The organism is Paraburkholderia sp. PGU19, from assembly GCF_013426915.1.
Taxonomy (GTDB): domain Bacteria; phylum Pseudomonadota; class Gammaproteobacteria; order Burkholderiales; family Burkholderiaceae; genus Paraburkholderia.
This window is the reverse complement of the sequence record NZ_AP023179.1, coordinates 1,057,989-1,084,281: the sequence shown is the minus strand read 5'-3', so window position 1 is coordinate 1,084,281 and position 26,293 is coordinate 1,057,989. Positions and strand designations below refer to the sequence as shown.

The following is a 26,293-nucleotide window of genomic DNA, read 5'->3' as shown; positions in this document are numbered from 1 at the left end:
CCAGGCGCCGCCGCGCGCGGTCGTCAGAAACGGATGACCGACGCGCCCCATGTAAAGCCGCCGCCGACGCCTTCGATCAGCACGTTATGGCCGCGCTGGATGCGTCCGTCGCGAACGGCGACGTCGAGCGCGAGCGGAATCGACGCTGCCGACGTATTGCCGTGCTCGTGCACGGTGACGACCATCCGCTCCTGCGGCAGGCCGAGCTTGCGGCACGTGCTCTGCATGATGCGGATATTGGCCTGGTGCGGAATCAGCCAGTCCACCTGCTCGGGCTGGAGATCAGCCTTCTGCAGCGCTTCGACCGCGACTTTCTCGAGCACGTTGACGGCAAGCTTGAAGACCGCCTGACCGTCCATGTGCAGGAACGCACTGCCTTGCACGATGCCGCCGTTCACATTGCCCGGCGTGCAAAGGATGTTCGAATGACTGCCGTCAGCGTGCAGCGCGTTCGACAGCACGCCCGGCTCGTCCGACGCCTGCAGCACGACTGCGCCCGCGCCGTCGCCGAACAGCACGCAGGTGGTGCGGTCGTTGAAATCGAGGATGCGTGAGAACGTTTCAGCACCGACCACCAACGCAGTACGATGTTGCCCGCTTCGGATGAAACTGTCAGCCGTCGCAACGGCATAGGCAAAACCTGAGCACACGGCCTGCACGTCGAAGGCTGCGCCATGATTCTTGATGCCCAGCTTGTTCTGCAGCAGACAAGCCGTGCTCGGAAACACGAAGTCCGGCGTCGACGTGGCGACGATGATGAGGTCGATGGATTGCGGGTCGACGTCGGCCGCTTCGATCGCGCGTTGCGACGCGAACAGCGCGAGGTCGCTGGTCGTGACATCAGGTTCGGCGAAGTGACGCGCGTGGATGCCCGTACGGGCCACGATCCATTCGTCACTCGTTTCGACGCCCTGCTTCGCGAGGCGATCAGCCAGTTCCTGATTGGAAACGCGGTTGGGCGGCAGATAGCTGCCCGTGCCCAGCACGCGGGAATAGGTAGTGGATTGAGCCATTATGTCTTCGAGGATTGTGCGCTGTAGGGCTCGGCCGGCTGTCCGGACACCGGACCCGTGATCGGGCTCGCCATCTGGCTCGCGGAACCCGCGCCGCCGGCCTCGTGCTTCGCCTGTTCGAGAGAACCCGCGTTCTCCTCCATCGCGCGGGCAAGGCGTTCGAGAACGCCATTTTTGACGGCATCATACCCGCGTTTGATGGCCCACTCAAACGCGTAGGCGTCGGCCGAGCCGTGGCTCTTGATCACGAGCCCGCGCAGGCCGAGCAGCGCAGCGCCGTTGTATTGCCTGTGATCGACGCGTTTCTTGAAACGTAGCAGCACGGGCAGCGCCAGCACCGCCATCACCTTGGTCAGCCACGAACGGCCGAATTCTTCCTTGATGATGTCGGACAGCATCTGCGCAAGCCCTTCCGACGTCTTCAGCGCAACGTTACCGACGAAGCCATCGCAGACGATCACGTCGACGGTGCCTTTGTAGATATCATTGCCTTCCACGTTGCCGCGGAAATTGAGCGTGCTGGCACGCAGCAGTTCGCCCGCACGTTTGATGGTGTCGTTGCCCTTGATGACCTCTTCGCCGATATTCAGGAGCCCGATGCTCGGACGTTCCTTGCCTTCGACGGCAGAAACCAGCGCGTGCCCCATCTCCGCGAATTGCAGCAGATGCTGCGGCTCGCAATCGACGTTCGCGCCGAGGTCGAGCATCGTCGTGTAGCCGGTGGGATTGGGCAGGGCAAACGCGATCGCCGGACGTTCGATGCCCGGGAGCGTTTTAAGGACATAGCGGGAAACGGCCATCAGCGCGCCGGTGTTGCCGGCGGAGACGCAGGCCTGCGCCTCGTCGTCCTTGACGCGGTTGAGCGCCACGCGCATCGACGAGTCTTTCTTCTTGCGAAGCGCGACTTCGACGGGATCGTCCATGGCGACGATCTCGGACGCGGGTACGACCGTGAGGGCCGGATTGTCGGACGCCTTCAGCTTCTTCAGCTGAGCACGAATCGCGCTTTCGATGCCGACGAGCATCAGGTGCGCATCGGGGTGCGAGCGAACGAAGTTGACGGCAGCAGGAACGGTCACGGACGGGCCGTGGTCGCCTCCCATGCAATCTATCGTGAGCTTTACAGTCATGGAATGCGACGAATTTCAGGCACAAAAAAGCGGCAGTTGAATGCCGCCCTTTTGATGAACCGGGAAAATGTCAAGCGAGCCGATCGCCACGCGAAATACCAATGGGTCAGACCCAAAGGAGCGCGATGCTGGGCGATTAGTCGTTCTTCGTCTTGACGACTTTCTTGCCGCGATAGTAGCCGTTCGGGCTGACGTGGTGACGCAGATGCACTTCACCCGTGCTCGGCTCAACAGCCAGCGGCGCTGCGTTGAGGAAATCGTGCGAGCGGTGCATGCCGCGCTTCGACGGCGACTTCTTGTTTTGTTGAACTGCCATGATAACTCCTGAAAATTTTCCGAATTCTAACACAGCCCGGCACGGCAACCGCCATAGGCCACGTGGCTAAACCATCGTGCCCGGCGCGCCCTGTCGCGCTCCCATGCAACTGTTCAGTGCTTCTTGTCGCCGGATTCGCCCGACTTCAGGCTTTCGAGCGCCGCAAAAGGATTCGGCCGCTTGGGTTCTTCACCCTCTTCAGCTTCACCCTCGACGGCCTCGTCGCCTTCCAGCCCGCTAGCACCCGAGGTGAGACTCTCGTGCACTTCGGGACAGGCATCGTGCTTCGGCACGAGCGGCAACGAAAGCAGCAATTCCTCTTCGATCAAGTCGACAAGATCGAACTGGCGTGACCCAACGATCACATCGACTTCATCCTCGTCCAGAGGAAACTCTTCAGCTTCCTCTTCGGTATTGACGATCCGGTAAGTCGCATCGACGTTGAATGCCTGCTCGTACGGCGACAGGCAACGCTGACATTCGAGCCATGCGGCGCCGTGAATCGCGAGCCTCAGATACGGCTGCGGACCCTCGGTGCCGTCGTCCTGCAATTCCGGCTGCGTCACCCCTTCGGCTTGCCAGGTGAACGCGGTGTCGCGGTCTGGCGCTTCCTGCGGGACTTCGTTTAACATGCGCGGCAGTTGCGAGACGCGCACGGTACCCGCGGCCTGACGTCCACTGCGGGCAAATTCGAACAGGTCGAGTGCACGCGGGTCGACGAGACCAGCAGGTTTGCCAGGATGTTGAGTCATGTGCGCTCCTGCGTCGGCAAGGATTTCAGCCGGGTAAGTCGTTATGCGTCGTTTTGGTGGCACCGAAAGACGGTCCGGATATCACCAGGACGCCCATCTGGTGCGCCATTCGGCAAAGCATACCGATGAAAAGCCCAAAATCATATCCGTTTTGTCTTTTCGAGTCAAACACTTAAGGCCACACGCGCGAGCGCTTTCGCGCCCCGCCTTTTCACCTTCAGTTTTACCTACAGATCAAGGTTCTTTTCCAGCATGCCGGATTCCTCCAAACGCCCGCCCCGCCTGATTCTGGCGTCGAGTTCGCCGTATCGGCGCGAACTGCTCGAACGGTTGCGCATTCCATTCGACGTCGCCGTGCCTGCCATCGACGAAACGCCGCTCGCGGGCGAATCGCCGGAAGCGACGGCACTGCGCCTCGCGCAGGCGAAAGCGCGCGCCGTCGCAGCCGGACTGAGCGCCGGCGACCGAGCGCTCGTAATCGGTTCGGATCAGGTGGCGACCTACGACGGCCATCAGATCGGCAAGCCCGGCACGCACGAAAAAGCGCTGGCGCAACTGCAAGGCATGCGCGGCCGCGAAGTACTTTTCCACAGCGCGCTGTGCCTGTTCGACAGCCGTTCGGGCGATGCGCAAACCGTCGATGTGGTCACCCGAGTGCGTTTTCGCGATCTGCCGGACGCCGCGCTCGACGCCTATCTACGTGCCGAAACACCGTACGACTGCGCGGGCAGCGCAAAAGCTGAGGGCCTCGGCATCGCGCTGCTCGACGCGATCGAATCCGACGATCCGACGGCGCTGATCGGCCTGCCGCTGATCGCGCTTACGCGCATGCTGCTCGTCGCCGGCTATCCGCTGCTGGAGGTGCGATGAGCGGCGTTCTCTATCTGATCCCGAACACGCTCGGCGACGGCGACGCCGCCGCGCTGGATGATGTCCTGCCCGCGCCCGTTCGCGCTCGCGCGGCAGCCCTGCACTATTACATAGGCGAAAACGCCAAAACCACGCGCGCATTCCTGAAGAAAGTCGGCACGGAACGGGCTATCCAGGAAATCGAGATTCGCGAACTGAACGTCAATACGCCGGCGGGCGAAATCGACAAGTTGCTGGCGCCTGTCCTTGCGGGGACGGATGCCGGGCTCGTGTCGGAGGCCGGCTGCCCGGCCGTCGCCGATCCGGGGGCGCTGCTCGTGCGGCGCGCACACGAGCGTGGCGTGAAGGTGGTGCCGTTAGTCGGGCCGAGTTCAATCCTGCTCGCGCTGATGGCGTCGGGATTGAACGGCCAGAGCTTTGCGTTTCACGGCTACCTGCCCGTCGACGCGAACGAGCGCGCGAAACGCCTCCGGGACCTCGAACAGCAGTCGCGTAAAGGCAAGCAGACGCAGATTTTCATCGAGACGCCTTACCGGAATCGCGCGTTGCTCGACACGCTGATCGCGACCTGCGCGCCGTCGACGCTCGTTTGCGTCGCCGTCGATCTGACACTGGAAAGCGAAACCATCGTGAGCCGGACGGTTGCCGACTGGAAGAAAAAGCCGGGACTGGACCTCCACAAGCGTCCAGCGATCTTCCTGATTCTGGCGGCCTGAGCTTAAGAAAGCGGTGGCCCACTAAGTCCTGGGCCACCGCCGGATAGAGCCCTATCGCAAATTCAACCGGCCAATTGCCGCCATCGCGTGAACGGCGCCGTTGCCGACGGCCGCGCCGAACTTGCGCGCAACACGATCGGTGATGCTCTCCTTCACCGTGTAGTCGACCACATCGGGCGCCTTGATGATTTCGCGCGCGACGTAATCTGTGTCGCCGAAACCGTCCGCAAGGCCCAGCTCGACGCTCTTTTCACCCGTCCAGAACAGACCGGAGAAGATATCCGGCGATTCCTGAAGGCGCTTGCCGCGCCCCTGTTTCACGGCATCAATGAACTGCGCGTGGATCTCGTCCAGCATCGCCTGCGCATGTTGATCCATCTTCGGCGTATCGGGCGAGAACGGATCGTAAAAACCCTTGTTCTCACCGGAAGTGCGCATCCTGCGCTGAATACCAAGCTTGTCCATCAAGCCCGTAAAGCCGAAGCCGTCCATCAACACGCCAATCGAACCGACGATGCTCGCCTTGTCCACGTAAATCTTGTCGGCGGCCGCCGCAGCATAATACCCACCCGACGCGCACATGTCGCTGACAACGACGTAAAGCGGAATAGACGGATATTTCGCGCGCAATCGACGGATTTCACGGTAGATAATCCCCGCCTGAACAGGACTGCCGCCCGGGCTGTTACAACGCAGGATCACGCCCGCCGTGCCCGCGTCGTCGAATGCACTCGCTAGTGCGGCGTCGACATCTTCCGCGTTCGCGTTGGTATCCGACGCGATCTCACCCTCAAGTGTCACGAGTGCCGTATGCCGCCCCGACGTGGCGACCTTCTCTCCGCTGAAATCCAGCACAGCCCACGCAATCAGGACCAGCACGCCGAGAAACAGGAAACGAAAAAAGATGCGCCAGCGGCGCGCGGCGCGTTGCTCGTTGACGGCCGCCAGCGCAATCCGTTCGAGCGCGGCGCGCTCCCAGTTCGGCTCGTCGGCGGGCACCCGGCGCGGCTCGCGGCCTGTTGCGGCCGGTTCGTTCGGATCGGGAGTCAGATTATCGGACATGCGTTGGCGCCGGAGAAAACAAGGTTTCGGGAAAAGATGCTGGGAAATCAGGTAGATGCTGGACGCAGATCAGCGTCCGGAAGCCAGAACACTGTGCGCCCTTCAGGTGTGTCGCGCTCGTCGACGCGTACCGGGCGAAGTCTGCCGCCGCGGCACGGACCGCCGACGCATTTGCCCGTATCCGGCGCGTAAATCGCGCCATGCGTCGCGCACATCAAGTATAAGCCGGACGATTCGAAGAACTGTCCTTCGTTCCAGTCCAGTTCCATTGGCACGTGCGCGCAGCGGTTCAGATAGCCATACGCCACGCCGTCATAGCGGACGAAGAACACCACGGCGTCGCCGCCCGCGAATGTCGCGTCGCGGCGCACGCCCGCGCCGCCGTCGACGAGTTCTTCGGATGCGCAAATGCGCACCGCCTCCTGCGCGACGTCCGTCATGCGTGCTCCCGCAACCAGCCCGACAGCGACGCGATGCTGTCCGCGACGAATTTCGGCTCCAGCGCCGTCAACGAATCCGCGGGGTGTGCGCCGTACGTGACGCCAATGCCCGACACGCCTGCGTTGATCGCCATCTGAAGATCGTGTGTGGTATCGCCGATCATCACCGTGCGCACGGGGTCCTGCCCCAGTTCGCGTGTCAGTTCCTGCAGCATAGCCGGATGCGGTTTCGAGAACGTTTCATCGGCGCAGCGCGTGCCGTCGAAAAGACTCGTGAGCCGGACCTGATCGAGCGCGCGGTTCAGCCCGACACGGCTCTTCCCCGTCGCAATCGCGAGCAGATAGCCCTGATCGCGCAGATCCGCGAGCATCTCGCGCACACCCGAAAACAGCTCGGTCGTCTGATCCTTCACCAGATAGTGGAAGCGATAGCGCTCGGCGAGACGCGGATAGTCGGATGGATCGAGCGTCGGCGCGGCGATCTGCAGTGCGTCGCGCAAACCCAGGCCGATCACGAAGCTCGCAGCCTCGTCAGCTGGCACGGGCAGCCCGAGATCGCGGCAGGCCGCCTGAATGCTGCGCGTGATGTGGACGGTCGAGTCCATCAACGTGCCATCCCAATCGAAGACGATCAGGTCAAATTGCTCTCTAGCCATGCGTTTTCGTCTCGGTTTGTGATTGTTCGTGCGTTCCTGCGCCGGCCATCCCGGCAAGTTGCGCGATGAACCGCTTGCAGTCTGCCGGCAACGGCGCTTCGAACTGTAGTGTGTCGCCCGTCGCCGGGTGCGCCAGCTTAAGCCGGTAAGCGTGCAAAAACATCCGCTTGAGCCCCGGCTGCGCGTTCGCGCGCGCAAGCGCCTTGTTCAACGCGAAATCGCCATATTTGGCGTCGCCGATGATCGGCAGCCCCAGATGCGCCAGATGGACACGAATCTGATGGGTCCGACCCGTTTTCAGTTCCGCTTCGAGCAGCGCGTAACCGGGCCAACGATCGACGAGATTGAAAATAGTGTGCGATGGCAGCCCGTCCGGCTGCACGCGCACGCGCCGCTCGCCATCCGGCAGCAGATATTTATGCAGCGGCTCCTTCACGGCACGCCGGCGGCCCCAATCGCTCGCCCATTCGCCGTGCACGCACGCGTAATAGCGCTTGTCCATCCGGTTCTCGCGAATCTGCTCATGCAGATTCACGAGCGCTGCGCGCTTTTTCGCGAGCATCAGCACGCCCGACGTCTCCCGGTCCAGCCGGTGCACCAGTTCCAGAAATTTCGCCTGCGGACGCGCGGCCCGCAACTGCTCGATCACACCGAACGCGACCCCGCTGCCGCCGTGCACGGCGACGCCGGCCGGCTTGTCGATCACGAGCATATGCTCGTCTTCGAACAGGATTTCGAAGTGCGCGGACGGCACGGGCGCCTGCACCGCCTCGTCCGCCTTCGCGACGCGAATAGGTGGCACGCGCACCAGATCGCCAAAGGCGAGACGGTATTGCGCGTCCACGCGACCCTTGTTCACGCGCACCTCGCCGCTGCGCAGAATCCGATAAATATGACTTTTCGGCACGCCCTTACAGACGCGTAACAGGAAGTTGTCGATCCGCTGACCGGCCGCGCTGTCGTCGATTTCGATCATCGACACCTGATCGCTTGCAACGGGGCTTGACACCGATTTCTGGGATATTTTGCCTAACTCTTTCATTCTGAATATAATTTGCCCAGCAGTCTGCGGTGGCCGACTATATAGGATCGGCGCCTTAAACCGAATCGCGGGTGGATTGCGCAGGTGCAAGCGATAAAACGTCATTTTACTTGCGCCGGGGGCTGGTTGCTCGCCCTGAAAATGAGATGCAACAAGTTGCACGCACGATGCACGACACGGCAGGGACGGCGCCCACAGGCGAGTTCGGTCACAGTCGGCACCGTCGGTAACGGAATTTTGGTCAAAAAGAATTTGACTGGCGAGCTTCGGCAAGGGCAGCTTTCATGTCCCTTAAGCGCGAAGCGGCCGGTGGCGAAAATACGGCGTGCGCCCGAGGCGTCCTGCGGAGAGTGCAGGACAAGGCGACGTCAAAATGAGGCGAGACACCCCGAGCGGGACAGGCACGCGCAGTGAGCGAGCCTGCCCGCTGCGGCAAGACCGCAGCCTTCGAACGTTGTCCGGACGCGCGCCCAACTGGCGCGCCGGCGCACGTGGACGAAGGTTTATGCAAGTCGGCTGCCAGGACCCGCGGCGTGTCGGGCCATTATTTGAAGCCGTGTTCGCATGTGCCCTGCGGCTGCGCGTCCATTTATTGGAGACGGCGCCCATATCAGGCAATTCTCCCGCCATCTTTCCCGCTCCAGCGTGCTTGTGAAAACACAATAAGGCGCGGCATGCCGCTGCCCAAGCCGTCGGCCGGGTTTGTTCCCGTGCGCCGTCGGCCGGACAGGCAGAGCCGCTCTGGAGCCGTTCAATGAAACGCATGTTGTTTAATGCGACGCAGCAGGAAGAACTGCGCGTCGCCATCGTCGATGGGCAGAAACTCATCGATATCGACATCGAAACCGCCGGCCGCGAACAGCGCAAAGGCAATATCTACAAGGGGATCGTGACGCGCATCGAGCCGTCGCTCGAAGCCTGTTTCGTCAACTACGGCGAAGACCGCCATGGTTTTCTCCCGTTCAAGGAAGTCGCCCGCCAGTACTTCCGCGAAGGCATCGACATGCGCTCGGCGCGCATCCAGGATGCCCTCAAGGAAGGCCAGGAACTGATCGTTCAGGTCGAGAAGGAAGAACGCGGCAACAAGGGCGCAGCCCTCACCACGTTCATCTCGCTCGCCGGCCGTTACCTCGTGCTGATGCCGAACAATCCGCGCGGCGGCGGCGTGTCGCGCCGGATTGAAGGCGACGACCGCCAGGAACTGCGCGAAACGATGTCCCAGCTGCAACTGCCCGAAGGCATGAGCATCATCGCGCGCACTGCCGGTATTGGCCGTAGCGCGGAAGAGCTGCAGTGGGACCTGAACTACCTGATGCAGCTGTGGCGCGCGATCGAAGCCGCGTCGCAAAGCGGCTCGCAAGGTCAGCCGATGCTGATCTATCTCGAATCGAGCCTCGTGATCCGCGCGATTCGCGACTACTTCCAGCCGGACATCGGCGAAATCCTCATCGACACCACGGAAATCCACGACCAGGCACGCGCCTTCATGGACATCGTGATGCCGGACAATGTCAATAAGGTGAAGCGGTATCATGACGACGTGCCGCTTTTCTCGCGTTTCCAGATCGAACACCAGATCGAAACGGCGTACTCGCGCACGGTGCCGCTGCCGTCGGGCGGCGCGATCGTGATCGACCACACGGAAGCGCTCGTCGCGATCGACGTGAACTCGGCACGCGCCACCAAGGGCGCCGACATCGAGGAAACGGCCACGCGCACGAACCTCGAAGCCGCAGACGAGGTGGCTCGCCAATTGCGCCTGCGCGACCTGGGCGGCCTGATCGTGATCGACTTCATCGACATGGAGTCGGCCAAGAGCCAGCGCGAAGTCGAGCAGCGCCTGAAAGACGCGCTCAAGCACGACCGCGCGCGCGTCCAGATGGGCAAGATCTCGCGCTTCGGCCTGATGGAACTGTCGCGCCAGCGTCTGCGTCCGGCGCTGTCGGAAGGCAGCCACGTGACCTGCCCGCGCTGTAACGGCACGGGCCACATCCGCGATACCGAATCGTCCGCGCTGCAAGTGCTGCGGATCATTCAGGAAGAAGCGATGAAGGAAAACACCGCGGCGATCCACTGCCAGGTGCCCGTCGAAGTCACGGCCTTCCTGCTCAACGAAAAGCGCTCGGAAATCAACAAGATCGAATCGCGCTTCAAGGTCAACGTCGTGCTGGTGCCGAACAAGCATCTCGACACGCCGCACTACAAGCTCGAGCGTCTGCGTCACGACGACGCGCGCCTCGACGATCCGCGCGCGTCGTGGAAGATGGCCGAAGAAGCCGCCCGCGAACTGGAATCGGAAACGGGTTACAGCAAGCGCGCTGAAGAAGTGAAGCCGAAGCAGGAAGCGGCCGTGAAGGGCATTACGCCTGAGAAGCCGGCGCCGAGCGCGCCCGTGCGCACGCCCGCTCCCGCTGCCGCTACGGTCGAAGTCAAGCCTGCGACGGGCGGCTTCATCGGCTGGCTGAAGGGTCTGTTCGGCGTGCAACCGGCTGCTCCCGCCCCCGCGCCCGCACCTGTCGAAAAGACGGCGAAGCCCGCACGCGGCGAACGCACCGAGCGCGGTGAGCGCACGGGCGACCGCGGCGGCGATCGCAACCGCAACCGTCGCAGCGGCGCAGGTGGCCGCGATGCGGCAGGCCGTGGCGAAGGCGCGGCAACGCAAGGCCGTCAGGGTCAACCGTCGCAGCGCGGCGAACGTCAGGAACGCGAACCGCGTGAAGCACGTGAGCCGCGTGGCGGCCGCGAGCCGCGCGAAGGCCGCGAGCCTCGTGAGGCACGCGAACCGCGCGAGGCACGTCCGGAGCGTGTCGAACGCGGTCAGGAGCGTGCGGAACGCGCAGACCGCGCGGAAACCGCTGAGGCAACGCGCGGCGAGCGTCAGGAACGCCAGGATCGCGGAGACCGCCGTGAGCGCGGCGAGCGCGCCGAACGTGGTGAGCGCCGCAAGCAGCAGCCCGAAGCAGCCGACGCGCTGAACCAGAACGAGGCTCAGGCCGATGTCGCCGCACAGGCGCAAGCGAATCTGATGGGCGGCGCTGCTCCCATCGACGACGCGCGTGATGGTGAAGAGCGTCGTCGTCGCCGTCGCGGCCGCCGTGGTGGCCGTCGCGAGCGTGACGAGGAAGGCGTGAACGTGAACACGGCCGCCGATGTCGCGGAAGCGGAAGGTGAAACGGCTGTGGCAGCATCGGCGGAAACGCCCGTGCGCGCACCGGAACACACGGGCCGTCACGAAGCGCAGCCGCAAGCGGTCGAAGCGGTACAACAACAGCCGGCACAGGAAGTGAAGCCGGTCGAGGTCGTCGTGGCAGCTGTCGCGACGGGCGCCGCCGCCGTGGTCAGCGAGTTGCGTGCATCGGCTGAAACCCCGGCGCTGGCTGTCGAAAAGGCTGCGAAGGCGGAAGCCGTCGTGGCCGCCGACGAAGCGCCTGTTGCGACGCACACGGAAGCAGCCGTCGAAGAACCGGCCGCAGTCGAGCCGCAAGCGGTTGCGCCTGTCGCAACCATGCAAGCTCCCGTTGAAGTGCCCGCGCCGGTTGAGACCGTTGCGGCAGCACCCGTCGTCGAAGCGCCTGTCGTCGTCGAGCCTGTAGCCGAGCCGGTTGCAGCGGCTCCGGCCCCGGCAGCGCCCGCCGAAGAAGCGCAGCCGGTTGTCGAAGCGCCCGTTGCAACCCAGCCCGTCGTCGAGCCGGTGGTTCAGGCCGTTGTCGAGCCGGTCGTTCAGCCGGTCGCGGAACCTGTCGCGCATGTCGCACAAGCGCAACCCGCAGCGGAACCGGCCGTAACGGAAGCCGTGATGGAACCCGCAACGCAAGCCGCGCCCGTCACCGCAGCAGCCGAGCCGCAACCCGTTCGCACGAACGGCGCATCGGCCGGCCGTCAGTCGACGCAAGGCCTCGAAGCGATGCTGGAAAGCGCCGGCCTCGTCTGGGTCAATACCGATTCGGACAAGCTGCGCGTCGCGCAGGAAGCCGCCGCGCAAGCGGTGAAGCCCGCACGCGCGCCGCGCGAGCGCAAGCCGCTTCCGGCCGCCGACTCGACCCCGATGCAACAGGTCGAAACGGCAAAGCAGCCGCAGTAAGCGGTTGCTAACTTCGCCCGGCGGCAACGCCGGGCAACCCGAAAAGCCCGCCTCCAAGGCGGGCTTTTTGCTGCACCCGCACCTGACGGCACCGCGCGTTCGCCCTACTGTGACGGAAAGGGCCTTCCGCTAGAATGAAGTCTGATATCCCAAATATGTAATCATGTCCCGACGCATCATCCCTGTTGCCGACGTCAGCGCCGTTCCCGACGTCGACGGTCCTGCCCGGACCCCGCGCGGCGAGCTGACCGATACGCTGTCGCGCCCGCTGCGCGACCTGCGCATCTCGGTCACGGACCGTTGCAACTTCCGGTGCGTCTACTGCATGCCACGCGCGGTGTTCGACAAGGACTATTCGTTCCTGCCGCACAGCGCGCTGCTGACTTTCGAGGAAATCGAGCGGATCGCATCGATTTTCGTTGCGCATGGCGTCGAGAAAATCCGTCTGACGGGCGGCGAGCCGCTCTTGCGCAAGAACCTCGAATTCCTGATCGAACGGCTCGCGCGTATGACGACGGCCGCCGGCAAGCCGCTCGACCTGACGCTCACCACCAACGGTTCGCTGCTCGCGCGCAAGGCGCGCAGCCTGAAAGACGCCGGCCTGAGCCGCGTGACCGTCAGCCTCGACGCACTCGACGACGCGTTGTTTCGCCGCATGAACGACGCCGATTTCGCCGTGCGCGACGTGCTCGACGGCATCGAAGTTGCGCGGTCGGTCGGTCTTGCGCCGCTCAAGGTCAACATGGTCGTCAAGCGCGGCACGAACGACAGCGAAATCGTGCCGATGGCGCGCCACTTCCGGGACTCCGGCGTGGTGTTGCGCTTCATCGAATACATGGACGTCGGCACGTCGAACGGCTGGAACATGACGGAAGTGCTGCCGTCGGCGGAGGTAGTCGCGCGCATTAGCGAGCACTTCCCGCTACTGCCGCTCGAAGCCCACAGCGCCGCCGAAACCGCGCAGCGCTGGGGCTACGCGGACGGCAGCGGCGAAATCGGCGTAATTTCCAGCGTGACGCGCGCGTTCTGCGGCGACTGCACGCGCGCGCGGCTGTCGACGGAAGGCAAGGTGTATCTTTGCCTGTTCGCGTCTTCGGGCCACGATCTGCGCGCGCTCGTACGCAACGGCACAAGCGACGCAGGCATCGCCACCGCGATCGCCAACATCTGGCACGCGCGGGGCGACCGCTACTCGCAACTGCGCGGCAGCGCGAACCCGGCATCGACGACGACGCGCGAAGAACGGCGAGTCGAGATGTCGTACATCGGCGGCTGAGTCGGTCTTTCCAATGAGCATCACGCGCGACGAGATCACCGGCCTGCTGCTCGCAGGCGGACGCGGCATGCGCATGGGCGGCGTCGACAAAGGCTTGCAGATGCTGCGCGGCGAACCGCTCGCGCTCCATGTGATGCGGCGTCTCGCGCCGCAGGCCGGGCCGCTGCTGATCAGCGCGAACCGGCACACGGCACGCTACGCGGAACTGGGCGAGCCGTTTCACGCAACCGTTATCTCCGACACGCTGCCTGATTTTCCCGGTCCGCTCGCCGGTCTCCTCGCCGGTTTGCGCGCAGCGCGCACACCGTTCGTGCTGTCGGCGCCCTGCGACACGCCCGGCCTGCCGACGGATCTCGCCGATCGGCTCGCGGCCGCGCTCGATGCGCGTGACTCCGGCATCGCAACCGTCACGACCACGGACGCCCAGGGTGACACGTCGATTCACCCCGTTTTCGCGCTCGTGCGCACGTCGCTCGCCGATGATCTCGAAGGCTTTCTGCAGGCGGGCGAGCGCAAGGTTCGCACGTGGTACGCACGCCACAGGGCGGTCGAAGTCGCCTTTCCGGACGAGCGCACGTTTTACAATATCAATTCACTGCAGGAACTCGCCGACCTCGAACGCGGTTGAGCGGGTTTAACATTAGCAGCGCCATTTGCCGCGATTGCCGCCCGGCCGCCGCCGCACCGCACCCCGTCGCGACGCTCCCCTTTCATGACCACGCTGAACGAAACTTCGAGTTGCGTCGCACAGTACGACGCTCAAGCCATGCCGGTGTCCGCCGTACAGGCGATCGTGCGCGAGTGGGCGACACCCGTGACGACCGTCGAGCGCGTGCATCTGCGTGACGCGCTGAACCGCGTGCTGGCGCAGGACATCGTGTCGCCTATCGACGTGCCCGCGCATGACAACTCGGCGATGGACGGCTACGCGTTTGCAGGCGCCGCGCTCGAAGTTCAAACGGACACGACAGGCGTACCAGGTGAAAAGGATGAGCTCGCGCTGAACGTGGCGGGCAAGGCTTTCGCGGGGCATCCGTTTGCGGGAAGCATCGAGCGCACGCAATGCGTTCGCGTGATGACGGGCGCGACCATGCCCGCCGGCTGCGACACCGTCGTGCCGCAGGAAGCCGTCACGCGCGATGGCGACACCATCCGCTTTCCGGTTTCGCAATTACGCACGGGCGCGAACCGGCGCCTCGCGGGCGAAGACCTGGCGAAGGGCTCGGTCGCGCTGAAGGCGGGCCGCATCGTGCGCGCGTCGGACCTTGGGCTGCTCGCGTCGCTGGGCATTGGCGAAGTGTCCGTGCGCCGCCGTCTGCGTGTCGCATTCTTTTCGACGGGCGACGAACTGCGCTCGATCGGCCAGCCGCTCGATCCGGGCTGCGTTTACGACAGCAACCGCTATACGCTGTTCGCGATGCTCAAGCGGCTCGACGTCGATCCCATCGATCTCGGCGTGGTCCGCGACGAACCCGCCGCGCTTGAAGAAGCGCTGCGAACGGCTGCATCGAGCGCGGATGTCGTGATAACCTCCGGCGGCGTTTCAGTAGGCGAAGCCGATCTGACGAAGCAAATGCTGCGCATGCTCGGCGACGTCGCGCACTGGAGCCTCGCGATGCGACCGGGCCGGCCGCTGGCGTTCGGGCGCATCTGGTCGGGCGGCAAACCCGGCGCGGGCGAACCGGCAATCTTCTTCGGTCTGCCGGGAAACCCCGTCGCGGTGATGGCGACGTTCTATCAGATCGTGCGCGAAGTGTTGCTGCGGATGTCAGGCGCTACGACACACGCGGTGCCTATGATCCGCGCGTCATGCGGCGACGCGATCCGCAAACGGCCGGGCCGCACCGAATTCCAGCGCGGCATCGCGCAGCGCGACGCGCAAGGCGCATGGCACGTCGCACCGACGGGCTCGCAAGGCTCCGGCGTGCTCAGTTCGATGAGCGAAGCAAATTGCTTCATCGTGCTCGCCCATGACCAGGGCGATCTCGATCCGGGCGACGCCGTCGATATCATGCTGTTCGAAGGCCTCATCTGACCACACGAGGCCGGCAGTTTTTACGCAATCCACTACGACATACGGGTTTGACTTACATGAAAAAACAGATCTCGTTCATTGCACCGGGGCAAACGGCAAAGGCATTGATCCTCGTGTATCTGACGTTCAGTGTGCCTATCGTGCTGCTCGGCGTGCTGGTCGCCTTCATCCGTTACGGGTCGGTGGAACTGAGCACCGTGTTCAGCGCGCTGCTGCTCAACGCGATTCTGGGCTTCATCCTGCTGTGGATTGCATGCCACGCGTACAACTGGGTGGCGTCGCGCTTCGGCGGCATCGAGATCCAGTTGAGCGACGTGCCGGAGGAAGCGTAATGCCGGCCACCATCCGCGCGGCCACGCCTGACGACGTCGGCACGATGCTAGCGCTGATGTACGAGCTGGCCGAGTTCGAGAAGCTCACGCATCTGTTCATCGCGACGGAAGACGGCCTGCGCGACGCGCTGTTCGGCGCGCGCCCCTCGGCGGAAGCAATCGTCGCGGAACGCGACGGCAAGACGATCGGCTACGCGCTGTTCTTCCACAACTACTCGACCTTCCTCGGACGGCGCGGCCTGTATCTCGAAGACCTGTACGTGCAGCCGACTGAGCGCGGCACGGGGCTCGGGTCGAAAATGCTGCGCTATCTGGCGGCGTTGGCGGTCGAGCGGCAGTGCGGCCGCTTCGAATGGTCGGTGCTGGACTGGAATCAGCCTGCCATCGATTTTTATCAGAAGATGGGCGCGACCGTGTTGCCGGACTGGCGCGTCGTGCGCATCACGGGCGACGCGCTCGATCAACTGGCGGCAAGCGCCGACTGATTTGCGCGCACGCCCGGCGCAGCTTCGCTTCCGTTCGAAGCTGCCCTGCTGGCTGGCGAGACGCTTAACCATCGCGGTCAAGCGTTGCCAGCCTTCCTTGCATCAAGCCTCTTCCGCATCGACTCCGGACAGCGAGTCCCCAAGCAAGCCCGCCGCCCGTTCTTCGGGCAACGCCTCGACGTCGCGCAGCTTTTTGTTCATCTGACGCGTGCGCACTTCCGCCGCCTCGATCGAACGTGTGACGGTTTCGAGTTGCGACTTGGTCTTCGCCAGCACGTCGCCGAATTTGCCGAACTCGGTCTTCACCGCGCCCAACACCTGCCACACTTCGCTCGAACGCTTCTCGATGGCGAGCGTGCGGAAACCCATCTGCAGACTGTTGAGCAAGGCCGTCAACGTCGTCGGCCCGGCGATCGTCACGCGATAGTCGCGTTGCAGTAGATCCGTGAGACCCGGACGACGCAGAATCTCGGCGTACAGGCCTTCCGTCGGCAGGAACAGCAGCGCGAAGTCCGTCGTATGCGGCGGCGACACGTACTTTTCCGCGATCGTCTTCGCTTCTGCGCGAATCCGCCCTTCGAGCGCGCGCGACGCGTCTTCGACTGCGACGGGATCAGCACGCTCCTGCGCTTCGATCAGACGTTCATAGTCTTCACGCGGAAATTTCGCATCGATGGGCAGCCATACGGGGGTTGCGGCCGCATCGGCAGTCGGTTGACGGCCCGGCAGCTTGATCGCGAACTCGACGCGATCGTTGCTCTTCGGAACCGTCGCAACGTTCTTCGCGTATTGATCCGACGTCAGTATCTGTTCGAGCAGCGCTTCGAGCTGCACTTCGCCCCATGTACCACGCGTCTTAACGTTCGTCAGAACTTTCTTCAGATCGCCTACGCCCGCGGCCAAAGTCTGCATTTCGCCTAGACCGCGATGCACCTGTTCAAGACGATCGGACACGAGCTTGAACGATTCGCCAAGCCGTTGCTCAAGCGTCGCATGCAGTTTTTCGTCGACGGTGCGACGCATTTCTTCGAGCTTCGTCGAGTTGTTCGCCTCGATGTCTTTCAGCCGCTGCTCGATGGTCGCGCGCACTTCCGCAAAGCGCCGGTCGTTTGCCTCCGTCACCTGCGCCAGTTGCTGCTGCAACGTTTCGCCGAAACGCTTCAGCGTGACGCCCTGCTCCTCGCGCGCCTGCTGCGCCTGCTGTTGCAGGCTTTGGCGCACGGCGTCGAGCTGTTGCGTATTCGTATCCGTCAGTTTGACGAGCTGCTGCGCAAAACCGTCGATCTTTGCGGCCTGCACGGTCGTCATGCTTGTGAACTGGGAAGCGAGCGTCTGCTGGAACTGCGAGAAGCCGCCGCTCAATTCCGTGCGCGACACGCGCGCCGTTTCCGAAATTTCGCCGCGTAGCTCGCGTTCGAGCCGCTCGTACTCGCGCGTCTGCGCAAGCGCCGCGGCATCGAGGCGCTCGCCGAGTTCGTCGAATTGCATCTGCTGTTGCGCGCCGCCGTTGCCGCGCATCAGCATGAACAGCGCAATCACCAACGCAACGGCCAGTACGGCAACGGCCGCGATCAAAACCATCGTCATGAACGCGCCTTCCCGATTACATCAGCGTTGATAGGGTTCGGCGGACGCCCGGCGCGCGGACCCTCGCCCAGCCCGGCAATCAGATTGTCGGCAGCGAGGTTTGCCATCGCGCGGCGCGTCGCTTCCGTCGCGCTGGCGATATGCGGCGTCAGCACGACATTCGGCACGGTGAGCAGCGCCGGATTGAGCTTCGGCTCGCCCTCGAACACGTCGAGGCCCGCTGCGGCGATGCGCTTGTCGCGCAAAGCCTCGGCAAGCGCCGCGTCGTCGACGATGCCGCCACGCGCGATGTTCGTCAGCGTCGCCGTCGGCTTCATCAGCGCGAGTTCGGCGGCGCCGATGGTGTGATGGTTCTCAGCCGTGTACGGCAGCACGAGCACGACATGATCGGCACGGCGCAGCAAGTCCTGCTTCGACGCGTACTCCGCGTTCAGTTCGGCCTCGATCTCAGGCGCGACACGCGAGCGGTTGTGATAGATCACGTTCATGTTGAAGCCGCGCGCGCGACGCGCGAGCGCCTGCCCGATGCGGCCCATGCCGATCACGCCGAGCGTCGAGCCATACAGGTCAGAGCCGAGAAAGCCGTCGTATGACCACTTTTCCCATTTGCCCGCACGCAGCCAGTGCTCCGATTCCGCGATGCGGCGCGCAGCCGCCATCATCAGCGCCCAGCCGAAGTCCGCCGTCGATTCGTTGAGCACATCGGGCGTATTCGTGCCGAGCACGTTCGCCGCGTTGAACGCCGCCATATCGAAGTTGTTGTAGCCGACCGCCATGTTCGACACCACCCGCAGGCGCGGCGCGGCGGCCAGCACGGACGCGTCGATCGCGTCGCCCGCCGTCAGCGCACCGTCTTTATCGGCGAGGCGGCGCTTGAGTTCGTCGGCGGGCAGCACGTCGCCGTTGTGCCAGTCCACTTCGAAATGCTGCTTGAGGCGCTCGATCACATCCGGAAAGATGGGACGCGCAACCAGAACCTTTTGCATTGCCATTCTCCGAGTATCAGGCCGTAGCGCACGCGTTTCGGCGCGCGCACGGCATCAAAAGAAAATCAACGATGTTGCGATGAACAACGGTATCAGCACGACGCCCGACCACGCGAGATACCCGAAAAAACTGGGCATCTTCACGCCGCGCGATTCGGCGATGGCCTTGACCATGAAGTTTGGCGCGTTGCCGATGTAGCTGTTCGCGCCCATGAACACCGCGCCCGCCGAAATGGCCGCGAGCGTCGATGCGCCCGTGGTCGTCAACGTCTGCGCGTCGCCGCCCGCGAGGTTGAAGAACACGAGGTATGTGGGAGCATTATCGAGGAACGACGACAACAGGCCCGTCGCCCAGAAGTACATCTCGTCGCGCGGCTGGCCGGCCGTGTCGTTGACGAGATGCACGATGCCGCTGAACGCGCCCGACTCGCCCGCGCGCAACATCATGATGACCGGCGCGATCGTCACGAAGATTCCCGCGAACAGTTTCGCGACCTCTTCGATGGGCGCCCAGTTGAACGCATTGCCCTCTCGCGCGGCGCGCGGCGTAATAGCGAGCGACAGCAGCGTCACCGCGATCAGCGCCGCGTCGCGTACGACATTCTGCAACTCGACGTGTGTGCCCGCCACATCGAACGTGATGCCGGGTTTCCAGATGCCGCTCATCAGCACGAGCGCGATCACCAGCGCTAGTAGCACGAAGTTGATCTTGCCGACGACGCCAACGGCAAGCGTATCAGGCGATGGATCGACAGGAAGCGTTTCTTCGCGATGCCGGAAATAGTACGTATCGAGCGCGTAGAAAGCGGCGAGCAGCACGATGCATATGAACAGCATCGGCAGCGCGAGATGCACCGTCGTCCAGAAGAATCCGACACCGTTCAGAAAACCGAGGAACAGCGGCGGATCGCCGAGCGGCGACAGCGACCCGCCCGCGTTCGCGACCAGAAAGATAAAGAACACAACAACATGCACGACGTGCCTGCGGTTGTCGTTTGCGCGCAAGAGCGGCCGGATCAGCAGCATCGCCGCGCCCGTCGTGCCCATGATGCTCGCGAGCGCGGTACCGAGCACGAGCAGCACCGTATTCAGGCGCGGCGAGCCGTGCAGATTGCCCGTCACGCAGATGCCGCCCGCGACGGTATAGAGCACGGTCAAGAGCACGATGAACGGCACGTACTCTTCGAGCAGCGCATGAATCAGCGTGCCGAACGCCGCCGATGCGCCGAACGCGAAGGCGAACGGCACGAGGAACGCGATGGCCCACGCTGCGGAAATCTTGCCGAAGTGGTGATGCCAAAGCTTGGGAGCGACAAGTGGGAACACGGCAATCGACAGCAGAACGCCCGCGAACGGCACGGCCCACCATGCGGAGAGCGAAGCGCCGTCGAGACTCGCAGCCGATGCCGCAAGCGGCCAGCATGACAGCACGAACAACAACACGCCGCCCATTCGAGAGCACACGCTCTCAACACGTCCCTGCAACGACACCGCGTTACGCGCCACGCACGACGATCGCATGCACGCGATAAGGACCGTGCGCGCCAAGCACGATGGTTTGTTCGATATCGCCCGTACGCGACGGGCCGGAGACGAAGTTGACAGCGCGCGGCAGTTCACCGCGTTCGCTGCGGATCAGATTGAACGCTTCCTCATGACCGGCGACGATGCGCGAGGCCGGCACGATCGCGATATGCGTCTCCGGCAGCAAGCCCGCCGACGCATACGTCTCTGGCCCGGACAGCAGCACCAGCGTGCCCGTTTCAGCCGTCGCGCAGAAGCATCCCGTGATGCCGACGCGGTCTTCGTCGCGCGGTTTGCGAAACTCGACGTCGATGCCCGAGCCGCTCCAGGGCAGCGCTTCGAGCGTCTGCCATGCGATGGCTTGAGTGGGAAGGTTCAGTTCGGAAAGATAACGGTGCGCGGCAGCGGGCGCGTCGGCGAGCGACTCGACGGTATCGACCGTGGTGGCCATCTTCTTTGCCTGCTCGACGAAATGCGCGACGAGATCCGCCGGCATGGGCGGACGCGGACCTTGCGGATGGCTTGTGAGATACGCCTGCGCCGCCTCGCGCTCGGACGCAGCCGGTTCGGGCTCGCGCCCTTGTGCCGCGCGAATGCGCGCCAGGATGTTGCGGCGAGCCGTCGATGTATCCATGTGCAATATCCTCGTGCCGGTGGTCGTGCTGAACGTGGGACATACGCGCGCGAAATGCGCCTGCTCATTCCGCACATTGACGGTCGAATTATACCGGCCGCCCTTCATGCCAACACCTGGCCGAACGGCATATAGCGGCACTCGTGCAAAGCGCCGGCAATGCTCTCACATGCACTCCGGCTGCAACGCGAAAGAAAGGCCCCGCGTCACTTGCCCGCGGTTTCTTCCTCGGGCTGCTGGATGCCGAACACCTGGCGCAGATACGCAAGGTAGGCCTTGTCTTCGCACATGTTCTTGCCCGGCGAATCGGACAGCTTCGCGACAGGCTGGCCATTGCACTTGACCATCTTGATGACGATCTGCAGCGGGTTGTAGCCGAGATCGTTCGTGAGGTTCGTGCCGACGCCAAAGGCGAGCTTGCAGCGGCCGCGGAAGCGCTCGTACAGCTGCAGCACCTTCGGGATATCGAGCGCGTCGGAGAACACGAGCACTTTCGTGCGCGGGTCGCAGCGGTTCGCTTCGTAGTGCGCGAGAAGACGCTCGCCCCAGTCGAACGGGTCGCCGGAATCGTGGCGTGCGCCGTCGAAGAGCTTGCAGAAGTACATGTCGAAATCACGGAGGAATGCCTGCATGCCATACACGTCCGACAACGCGATGCCCAGGTCGCCGCGATATTCCTTCGCCCACATTTCGAAGCCGAAGATCTGCGAGTCGCGCAGACGCGGGCCGAGCGCCTGGCACGCCTGCAGGTATTCGTGCGCCATCGTGCCGAGGGGCGTCAGGCCATGCTTCATCGCGTAGAACACGTTGCTCGTGCCCGTGAACTGGTCGCGCAGGCCGTCCTTGAGCGTGAGGATCACCTCTTCGTGCCAGCGCCCGGAGAAGCGGCGGCGCGTGCCGTAATCGGCGATCTTGCAGTCGGCGAACTCGGGGCGCGCGCCGAGCAGCTGGATCTTGTCGCGCAGGCGCTCGCGCCCTTCGCTGTAGTCGGGCTGCTGCTGCGTGTTGCGGAAATACACTTCGTTGACGATGGCAAGCACGGGGATTTCAAAGAGGATCGTGTGCAGCCACGGTCCCTTGATGTCGATTTCGATCTCCCCGTTGCCCTTCGCCGAAGGCGTGATCGAGATGTACTTTTCGTTCAGATGGAAGAGCGCGAGGAAATCGATGAAGTCGCTCTTGATGAAGCGCATCCGGCGCAGATAGTCGAGATCGCCTTCGCTGAAGCGCAGCTTGCACAGCTTGTGCACTTCGCTGCGAATCTCGTCGATGTACGGCACCAGGTTGACGTTCGGCGTGCGGCAGCGGAACTTGTATTCGACGTTGGCGGCCGGGAAATAATGCAGCACCACCTGCATCATCGTGAACTTGTACAGGTCGGTGTCGAGCAGCGAAGAAATGATCATGATCTTGCAAACCGGGACTGCATGAAATCGGAAGACGTCAGGCCTCGTGCGCCCTCGCCCTTTCGTGTTCGCCATGTGCGCTTCGGGCTTCGCGGAGAATCCGCTCGAAACGGGTCTCGCGAAGATGCTGTCGCATGTTACCCGAATGCGCGCCGGCGGTTGTTTGAATGCGTCAAGGCCGGCGGGCACCCGCGGCCCAAACCACCAGCCATAAACTAATCACCAAACGATATAAAAGGCTTTGGGACGATGGCGTATGCACTACTTGACGTTACGCTACAATACCGCTTTTGGCGTCTCGCCATCCCCCATTACCTAAAAGATATCGTTTGCAGGAGTTGCCTGAATGACTCACGTTGTGACCGAAAGCTGCATCAAGTGCCGCTATACCGACTGCGTCGATGTGTGCCCGGTGGACTGCTTTCGCGAAGGTCCCAACTTCCTCGCGATCGATCCGGATGAATGCATCGACTGCGCGGTGTGCGTTGCGGAATGCCCGGTGAACGCCATCTACGCCGAAGAAGACGTGCCTGGCGACCAGCAGCACTTCACGGAGCTCAACGCCGAGCTCGCGAAGGCATGGCCCAGCATCACCAAGACCAAGTCGCCGCTGCCCGAAGCCGACGAATTCAAGGACGTGAAGGAAAAGCTGGCGCTGCTCGAGCGTTGAGCGCTGCAAGCTGTCGCCCTGGCTCGAATCAGTCGAATTAAATTGAGATGATTCGAGGGTATTGACAGCTTCTGCTACACCTCCTACAATTCCGCTTCTCTGCTGTTGTTGTTCCCCGATAGCTCAGTCGGTAGAGCGCCGGACTGTTAATCCGTAGGTCCCTGGTTCGAGCCCAGGTCGGGGAGCCAAAGAATTGCAAGAGCCCGTTAACCACAGCGGGCTTTTTTATGTAGCGACAAGTTGTATTGCTGTTCCCCGATAGCTCAGTCGGTAGAGCGCCGGACTGTTAATCCGTAGGTCCCTGGTTCGAGCCCAGGTCGGGGAGCCAAAATTCGAAGGCCCGCATTCGTGCGGGCCTTTTCTTTTTCTGCCGTCGCTTGTCGGTACGCGGCTTCATCGACAGAAGAGAAGCGCCGCCCGCGTCTCGCACGTCGGTAGCCGGCATCGGCAACCAGGTTACGATGGCGTTCTTACTGGCAGCCGTCGTGCCCGTCCTGTTCTTCGAACGTCCATTCTTCCGGTCACCTGATGAAACTCGCCCTGCCCTGTGCGCACAGCGTGCGCGTCGCCGCCTTCCTCGCTGCTTCTGCGGCGCTCGCCTGCACGCCGCTCGCGCAAGCCGAGGAAGTCGCCAGCGTCAACACGAATTTTCATATCACCGGCTCGGATCGCGTGGTCGTCGAGGCGTACGACGATCCCGCCGTGCAGGGCGTCACCTGCTACGTGTCGCGGGCGCGCACGGGCGGCATCAAAGGCACGCTCGGGATCGCCGAAGATCCGACCGAGGCTTCGATCGCGTGTCGCCAGGTCGCGGCCATCAAGATTCCCGAACCGCTGCGCCAGCAGGCCGACGTCTTCACGGAGCGGATGTCGCTGATCTTCAAGACGCTGCATGTGGTGCGAGTTGTCGATTCGAAGCGCAATACGCTCGTGTACCTGACCTACAGCGACCGCGTCGCGACGGGCAGCGCGAAGAACAGCGTCACGGCTGTGCCGATGCCCGCCGGCACGACGATTCCCGTTCGTTGAACGCGCTGCCGAACAGGCCGAGGCGAGCAGGCCGACCAAGGCGCGCTAAACTGACAGGTCCACCCGGACTTCGCTCATGACTTCGACCCGCTTCCGCGATAACGCCCGTTACTGGCGCACGCCGCTTCTGCCCGGCGCGGATCTGCTCACGGCCGAATATCACGATCACGAGTTCACGCCGCACTGGCATGACGCGTACACGATTCCCGTGATCGAGGCTGGCGCGGAAACGTACCGTTATCAGGGTTCGCGCCATGTCGCCGAGGCGGGCAGCGTGCCCATCATCAATCCCGGCGAAGTGCATACCGGCTCGCGCGCCATGGACGAAGGCTGGCGCTACCGTGTGATGTACGCGCCCGTCGATTTCATTCACGCGCTCGCTGAAGACATCGCGGGCCGCGCGCAGCCGCTGCCGTGGTTCGATGCCGACGTGATCCGCGATCCCGACCTTGCCGTACGGCTGTCCCGCGCGCATCAGCTGCTGGAGGCGAATGGCGATCCGCTCGTCGCGGAAACGGCGATGCTCGACGCGCTGTCGACGCTGCTCGTGCGCTACGGCCGCACGCGTCCCGACACGCCGCAACTCGCCACCGACGACGCGCGCGTCATCACGATGAAAGAGCAGCTGGCAGGCGATCTGGCCACGCCTCTCAAGCTCGCGGATCTCGCCGATGCTGTCGGCCTGTCGCAGTTTCACGCCGCGCGGCTTTTCACGCGCGCGACGGGATTGCCGCCGCACGCGTGGCGCAATCAGGTCCGACTGCAGCGCTCGCTCGCGCCGTTGCGTGCGGGCGCGTCGGTGGCCGATGTGGCGGCGGCAGGCGGCTTCACCGATCAAAGCCACTTCACGCGGCATTTCCGGCGCATGTTCGGCGTGCCGCCGGGGCGCTGGCAATCGGCCTGAACGGACCGAGCATGCGCACGCAACACCGGGGCCGCGCCGCCGCAATCTCCCCGCATCAATAAAGCTCAAGCGCAAGAACGTACAAGCCGCCGCGCCCTTCGCCCGGCTATCCTCGACCCCATCGAGGAGAAAAGATTGACTCACCCCGCAAAACCCGCTCACCGTCTCAAGGAACTCACAGCCGGCGCGCGCGACACGCTGCCGATGATCATCGGCGCTTCGCCGTTCGGTGTGATCTACGGCACGCTCGTCGCGTCCGGTCCGCTGCACCTGTGGCACGGCCAGCTGATGTCGCTGGTCGTGTTCGCCGGGTCGGCCCAATTCATCGCGCTCGGCCTGATAGCGGGCCACGCGAGCTATGCCGTCATCTGGGCGACGACTTTCGTGGTCAATGTCCGCCACGTGCTCTACAGCGCGACGCTCGCGCCGTACGTATCGCATCTGCCGTCGCGCTGGCGCTGGGCGCTCGGCGGCCTGCTCACCGACGAAGTGTTCGCCGTCGCGTGGGCACATTACCGGCTGCATCCGCCGGGCTCGGTCGGGCCTTACTACTTCTTGGGCTCGGGCCTGTCGATGTACCTCAACTGGCAGGTCTGGACGCTGATCGGCCTGCTGTTCGGCGCGGCCTTCCCCGGTCTGCAATCGCTCGGGCTCGACTTCGCGATGGCCGCGACCTTCATCGCGATCGTCGTGCCGCAGCTCGTCGCCGTGCGCTATCTCGCCGCGGCGGCCACGGCCGGCGCGCTGGCGTTCTTCTGGCAAAGCTGGCCGTACAAGCTCGGCCTGCTGGGCGCCGTATTCGTCGGCGTGACGGTCGGCGTGCTGCTGTCCTTGCCGGCGTTCCAGCGCACCCGCGCGGCGGAGGCATCGCGATGAACTACGTGCTTTTGATTCTCGGTATGGCCGTCATCACGTGGCTGATCCGTGCCGCCGTGTTCGTGCTCGGCGACCGCATTGTGTTTCCGCCGCTCGTGCGCACCGCGCTCGGCTTTGTGCCCGTCACCGTGCTGACGGCGATCATCGTGCCGATGACCGTGTCGCCGCACGGCGCGGACGCCGAACTCACGTGGCGCAACCCGCAGCTGGTCGGCGCGCTGGCCGCCGTCGCCGTCAGCGCGCTGACCCGCCGGCCGCTGCTCACGATCGCGGTCGGCCTCGCCGTGTTCTTCCTCTGGCAAGGCGTCGTGCTGAAGTAACGCTGCGCCCATCTCGCCGCGCGCCGCTCGACCGGACGGCGCCGCCCTCAAGTTCCCTTTCAATCCGCCGATAAACACTCGTGATCCGTGAACCCGGCAGCGTCTATCGACGGCATGCCGGCAAGCCGGACAGAACCGCGCCGGATATCGG

The 26,293-nt window shown here is 63.8% G+C and carries 26 protein-coding genes and 2 tRNA genes; 15 read left to right on the top strand and 13 right to left on the bottom strand.

Translation table 11 applies throughout. The features are described 5' to 3' along the window. Positions 1-23: 23 nt before the first annotated feature. From H1204_RS04960 to H1204_RS04945, 4 genes are all read right to left on the bottom strand, one after another. Positions 24-1,013 (bottom strand): beta-ketoacyl-ACP synthase III, encoded by a 990-nt coding sequence (locus H1204_RS04960; protein WP_180730163.1) that lies wholly within the window; start codon positions 1,011-1,013, stop codon positions 24-26. Further along, positions 1,013-2,143 carry a phosphate acyltransferase PlsX gene (plsX, locus tag H1204_RS04955; RefSeq protein WP_180730162.1) on the bottom strand — a complete coding sequence of 377 codons (1,131 nt, stop codon included), beginning with the start codon at positions 2,141-2,143 and terminating at the stop codon, positions 1,013-1,015. Before plsX ends, H1204_RS04960 begins: the two co-directional genes overlap by 1 nt. Before the next feature lie 136 nt (positions 2,144-2,279). Next, positions 2,280-2,459, bottom strand: coding sequence for a 50S ribosomal protein L32 (gene rpmF / locus H1204_RS04950; RefSeq protein ID WP_007741736.1), 180 nt, complete (start codon positions 2,457-2,459; stop codon positions 2,280-2,282). A gap of 113 nt (positions 2,460-2,572) precedes the next feature. Then, entirely contained in the window at positions 2,573-3,211 is a 639-nt protein-coding gene (locus tag H1204_RS04945) for a DUF177 domain-containing protein (RefSeq protein ID WP_180730160.1), read from the bottom strand. A 252-nt stretch (positions 3,212-3,463) separates the two neighbouring features. On the opposite strand from H1204_RS04945, the gene H1204_RS04940 reads away from it, so the two are divergent. Further along, positions 3,464-4,081, top strand: coding sequence for a Maf-like protein (locus tag H1204_RS04940; protein WP_180730158.1), 618 nt, complete (start codon positions 3,464-3,466; stop codon positions 4,079-4,081). Next, positions 4,078-4,797 carry an SAM-dependent methyltransferase gene (locus tag H1204_RS04935; RefSeq protein ID WP_180730156.1) on the top strand — a complete coding sequence of 240 codons (720 nt, stop codon included), beginning with the start codon at positions 4,078-4,080 and terminating at the stop codon, positions 4,795-4,797. Before H1204_RS04940 ends, H1204_RS04935 begins: the two co-directional genes overlap by 4 nt. A gap of 51 nt (positions 4,798-4,848) precedes the next feature. Here the strand turns inward: H1204_RS04935 and H1204_RS04930 are convergent, their stop codons facing one another. The 4 genes from H1204_RS04930 to H1204_RS04915 are packed head-to-tail and all read right to left on the bottom strand — an operon-like array spanning position 4,849 to position 7,997. After that, the gene (locus H1204_RS04930; protein ID WP_180730154.1) at positions 4,849-5,859 is read right to left on the bottom strand and encodes a S49 family peptidase; all 1,011 of its coding nucleotides are present in this window, start codon (positions 5,857-5,859) and stop codon (positions 4,849-4,851) included. A gap of 47 nt (positions 5,860-5,906) precedes the next feature. Then, complete coding sequence (locus H1204_RS04925; protein WP_180730152.1) at positions 5,907-6,299, bottom strand: Rieske 2Fe-2S domain-containing protein; 393 nt, start codon at positions 6,297-6,299, stop codon at positions 5,907-5,909. After that, the gene (locus H1204_RS04920) at positions 6,296-6,955 is read right to left on the bottom strand and encodes an HAD-IA family hydrolase (RefSeq protein WP_131241491.1); all 660 of its coding nucleotides are present in this window, start codon (positions 6,953-6,955) and stop codon (positions 6,296-6,298) included. Before H1204_RS04920 ends, H1204_RS04925 begins: the two co-directional genes overlap by 4 nt. Continuing rightward, on the bottom strand, positions 6,948-7,997 hold the full coding sequence (locus tag H1204_RS04915; protein WP_180730150.1) for an RluA family pseudouridine synthase: 1,050 nt from the start codon (positions 7,995-7,997) through the stop codon (positions 6,948-6,950). Before H1204_RS04915 ends, H1204_RS04920 begins: the two co-directional genes overlap by 8 nt. 754 nt (positions 7,998-8,751) lie before the next feature. Here H1204_RS04915 and H1204_RS04910 point away from each other — a divergent pair. The 6 genes from H1204_RS04910 to H1204_RS04885 all read left to right on the top strand — a co-directional run bounded on the left by H1204_RS04910 (position 8,752) and on the right by H1204_RS04885 (position 16,206). Further along, positions 8,752-12,078 carry an Rne/Rng family ribonuclease gene (locus H1204_RS04910; protein ID WP_180730149.1) on the top strand — a complete coding sequence of 1,109 codons (3,327 nt, stop codon included), beginning with the start codon at positions 8,752-8,754 and terminating at the stop codon, positions 12,076-12,078. 163 nt (positions 12,079-12,241) lie between these two features. Then, positions 12,242-13,354 (top strand): GTP 3',8-cyclase MoaA, encoded by a 1,113-nt coding sequence (gene moaA / locus H1204_RS04905; RefSeq protein ID WP_180730147.1) that lies wholly within the window; start codon positions 12,242-12,244, stop codon positions 13,352-13,354. 13 nt (positions 13,355-13,367) lie between these two features. After that, complete coding sequence (gene mobA / locus H1204_RS04900) at positions 13,368-13,982, top strand: molybdenum cofactor guanylyltransferase MobA (protein ID WP_180730145.1); 615 nt, start codon at positions 13,368-13,370, stop codon at positions 13,980-13,982. An 84-nt stretch (positions 13,983-14,066) separates the two neighbouring features. Beyond that, positions 14,067-15,389 (top strand): gephyrin-like molybdotransferase Glp, encoded by a 1,323-nt coding sequence (glp, locus tag H1204_RS04895; RefSeq protein WP_180730143.1) that lies wholly within the window; start codon positions 14,067-14,069, stop codon positions 15,387-15,389. Between the two features lie 56 nt (positions 15,390-15,445). Further along, positions 15,446-15,721 (top strand): hypothetical protein, encoded by a 276-nt coding sequence (locus H1204_RS04890; protein ID WP_007741774.1) that lies wholly within the window; start codon positions 15,446-15,448, stop codon positions 15,719-15,721. Then, a complete protein-coding gene (locus H1204_RS04885; RefSeq protein WP_180730141.1) occupies positions 15,721-16,206 on the top strand; it encodes a GNAT family N-acetyltransferase in 486 nt (161 codons plus the stop codon). The genes H1204_RS04890 and H1204_RS04885 overlap by 1 nt, the downstream gene beginning before the upstream one ends. Positions 16,207-16,308: 102 nt before the next feature. Here the strand turns inward: H1204_RS04885 and rmuC are convergent, their stop codons facing one another. The 5 genes from rmuC to pncB all read right to left on the bottom strand — a co-directional run bounded on the left by rmuC (position 16,309) and on the right by pncB (position 22,343). Next, positions 16,309-17,793, bottom strand: a complete 1,485-nt coding sequence (gene rmuC / locus H1204_RS04880) for a DNA recombination protein RmuC (protein WP_180730139.1) — start codon at positions 17,791-17,793, stop codon at positions 16,309-16,311. Continuing rightward, the gene (locus tag H1204_RS04875) at positions 17,790-18,779 is read right to left on the bottom strand and encodes a D-glycerate dehydrogenase (protein ID WP_180730137.1); all 990 of its coding nucleotides are present in this window, start codon (positions 18,777-18,779) and stop codon (positions 17,790-17,792) included. Before H1204_RS04875 ends, rmuC begins: the two co-directional genes overlap by 4 nt. A 54-nt stretch (positions 18,780-18,833) precedes the next feature. Then, complete coding sequence (locus H1204_RS04870; protein ID WP_180730866.1) at positions 18,834-20,231, bottom strand: sodium:proton antiporter; 1,398 nt, start codon at positions 20,229-20,231, stop codon at positions 18,834-18,836. 43 nt (positions 20,232-20,274) lie between these two features. Then, positions 20,275-20,937 carry a lactate utilization protein C gene (locus H1204_RS04865; protein WP_180730135.1) on the bottom strand — a complete coding sequence of 221 codons (663 nt, stop codon included), beginning with the start codon at positions 20,935-20,937 and terminating at the stop codon, positions 20,275-20,277. Between the two features lie 206 nt (positions 20,938-21,143). Next, positions 21,144-22,343 carry a nicotinate phosphoribosyltransferase gene (gene pncB / locus H1204_RS04860; protein ID WP_180730133.1) on the bottom strand — a complete coding sequence of 400 codons (1,200 nt, stop codon included), beginning with the start codon at positions 22,341-22,343 and terminating at the stop codon, positions 21,144-21,146. A 346-nt stretch (positions 22,344-22,689) separates the two neighbouring features. On the opposite strand from pncB, the gene fdxA reads away from it, so the two are divergent. The 7 genes from fdxA (at position 22,690) to H1204_RS04825 (ending at position 26,142) form a co-directional block, all read left to right on the top strand. Beyond that, positions 22,690-23,013: a ferredoxin FdxA gene (gene fdxA / locus H1204_RS04855; RefSeq protein WP_028367660.1), complete on the top strand. Its 324-nt coding sequence runs from the start codon at positions 22,690-22,692 to the stop codon at positions 23,011-23,013. 112 nt (positions 23,014-23,125) lie between these two features. Next, positions 23,126-23,201: transfer RNA gene (locus H1204_RS04850), tRNA-Asn, on the top strand. Between the two features lie 64 nt (positions 23,202-23,265). After that, positions 23,266-23,341: transfer RNA gene (locus H1204_RS04845), tRNA-Asn, on the top strand. Between the two features lie 200 nt (positions 23,342-23,541). Continuing rightward, positions 23,542-24,042: a CreA family protein gene (locus H1204_RS04840; protein WP_180730132.1), complete on the top strand. Its 501-nt coding sequence runs from the start codon at positions 23,542-23,544 to the stop codon at positions 24,040-24,042. 76 nt (positions 24,043-24,118) lie between these two features. Beyond that, the gene (locus H1204_RS04835; protein WP_180730130.1) at positions 24,119-24,946 is read left to right on the top strand and encodes an AraC family transcriptional regulator; all 828 of its coding nucleotides are present in this window, start codon (positions 24,119-24,121) and stop codon (positions 24,944-24,946) included. A 204-nt stretch (positions 24,947-25,150) separates the two neighbouring features. Beyond that, positions 25,151-25,822 (top strand): AzlC family ABC transporter permease, encoded by a 672-nt coding sequence (locus H1204_RS04830; protein WP_243468603.1) that lies wholly within the window; start codon positions 25,151-25,153, stop codon positions 25,820-25,822. Further along, positions 25,819-26,142: an AzlD domain-containing protein gene (locus tag H1204_RS04825; RefSeq protein WP_180730126.1), complete on the top strand. Its 324-nt coding sequence runs from the start codon at positions 25,819-25,821 to the stop codon at positions 26,140-26,142. Before H1204_RS04830 ends, H1204_RS04825 begins: the two co-directional genes overlap by 4 nt. Positions 26,143-26,293 lie beyond the last annotated feature (151 nt).

Bases quoted from the DNA above. Each gene is read 5' to 3' on its own strand.
- H1204_RS04960 (WP_180730163.1), bottom strand. From the start codon at position 1,013: ATGGCTCAATCCACTACCTATTCCCGCGTGCTGGGCACGGGCAGCTAT.
- plsX (WP_180730162.1), bottom strand. From the start codon at position 2,143: ATGACTGTAAAGCTCACGATAGATTGCATGGGAGGCGACCACGGCCCG.
- rpmF (WP_007741736.1), bottom strand. From the start codon at position 2,459: ATGGCAGTTCAACAAAACAAGAAGTCGCCGTCGAAGCGCGGCATGCAC.
- H1204_RS04945 (WP_180730160.1), bottom strand. From the start codon at position 3,211: ATGACTCAACATCCTGGCAAACCTGCTGGTCTCGTCGACCCGCGTGCA.
- H1204_RS04940 (WP_180730158.1), top strand. From the start codon at position 3,464: ATGCCGGATTCCTCCAAACGCCCGCCCCGCCTGATTCTGGCGTCGAGT.
- H1204_RS04935 (WP_180730156.1), top strand. From the start codon at position 4,078: ATGAGCGGCGTTCTCTATCTGATCCCGAACACGCTCGGCGACGGCGAC.
- H1204_RS04930 (WP_180730154.1), bottom strand. From the start codon at position 5,859: ATGTCCGATAATCTGACTCCCGATCCGAACGAACCGGCCGCAACAGGC.
- H1204_RS04925 (WP_180730152.1), bottom strand. From the start codon at position 6,299: ATGACGGACGTCGCGCAGGAGGCGGTGCGCATTTGCGCATCCGAAGAA.
- H1204_RS04920 (WP_131241491.1), bottom strand. From the start codon at position 6,955: ATGGCTAGAGAGCAATTTGACCTGATCGTCTTCGATTGGGATGGCACG.
- H1204_RS04915 (WP_180730150.1), bottom strand. From the start codon at position 7,997: ATGAAAGAGTTAGGCAAAATATCCCAGAAATCGGTGTCAAGCCCCGTT.
- H1204_RS04910 (WP_180730149.1), top strand. From the start codon at position 8,752: ATGAAACGCATGTTGTTTAATGCGACGCAGCAGGAAGAACTGCGCGTC.
- moaA (WP_180730147.1), top strand. From the start codon at position 12,242: ATGTCCCGACGCATCATCCCTGTTGCCGACGTCAGCGCCGTTCCCGAC.
- mobA (WP_180730145.1), top strand. From the start codon at position 13,368: ATGAGCATCACGCGCGACGAGATCACCGGCCTGCTGCTCGCAGGCGGA.
- glp (WP_180730143.1), top strand. From the start codon at position 14,067: ATGACCACGCTGAACGAAACTTCGAGTTGCGTCGCACAGTACGACGCT.
- H1204_RS04890 (WP_007741774.1), top strand. From the start codon at position 15,446: ATGAAAAAACAGATCTCGTTCATTGCACCGGGGCAAACGGCAAAGGCA.
- H1204_RS04885 (WP_180730141.1), top strand. From the start codon at position 15,721: ATGCCGGCCACCATCCGCGCGGCCACGCCTGACGACGTCGGCACGATG.
- rmuC (WP_180730139.1), bottom strand. From the start codon at position 17,793: ATGACGATGGTTTTGATCGCGGCCGTTGCCGTACTGGCCGTTGCGTTG.
- H1204_RS04875 (WP_180730137.1), bottom strand. From the start codon at position 18,779: ATGCAAAAGGTTCTGGTTGCGCGTCCCATCTTTCCGGATGTGATCGAG.
- H1204_RS04870 (WP_180730866.1), bottom strand. From the start codon at position 20,231: ATGGGCGGCGTGTTGTTGTTCGTGCTGTCATGCTGGCCGCTTGCGGCA.
- H1204_RS04865 (WP_180730135.1), bottom strand. From the start codon at position 20,937: ATGGATACATCGACGGCTCGCCGCAACATCCTGGCGCGCATTCGCGCG.
- pncB (WP_180730133.1), bottom strand. From the start codon at position 22,343: ATGATCATTTCTTCGCTGCTCGACACCGACCTGTACAAGTTCACGATG.
- fdxA (WP_028367660.1), top strand. From the start codon at position 22,690: ATGACTCACGTTGTGACCGAAAGCTGCATCAAGTGCCGCTATACCGAC.
- H1204_RS04840 (WP_180730132.1), top strand. From the start codon at position 23,542: ATGAAACTCGCCCTGCCCTGTGCGCACAGCGTGCGCGTCGCCGCCTTC.
- H1204_RS04835 (WP_180730130.1), top strand. From the start codon at position 24,119: ATGACTTCGACCCGCTTCCGCGATAACGCCCGTTACTGGCGCACGCCG.
- H1204_RS04830 (WP_243468603.1), top strand. From the start codon at position 25,151: ATGATCATCGGCGCTTCGCCGTTCGGTGTGATCTACGGCACGCTCGTC.
- H1204_RS04825 (WP_180730126.1), top strand. From the start codon at position 25,819: ATGAACTACGTGCTTTTGATTCTCGGTATGGCCGTCATCACGTGGCTG.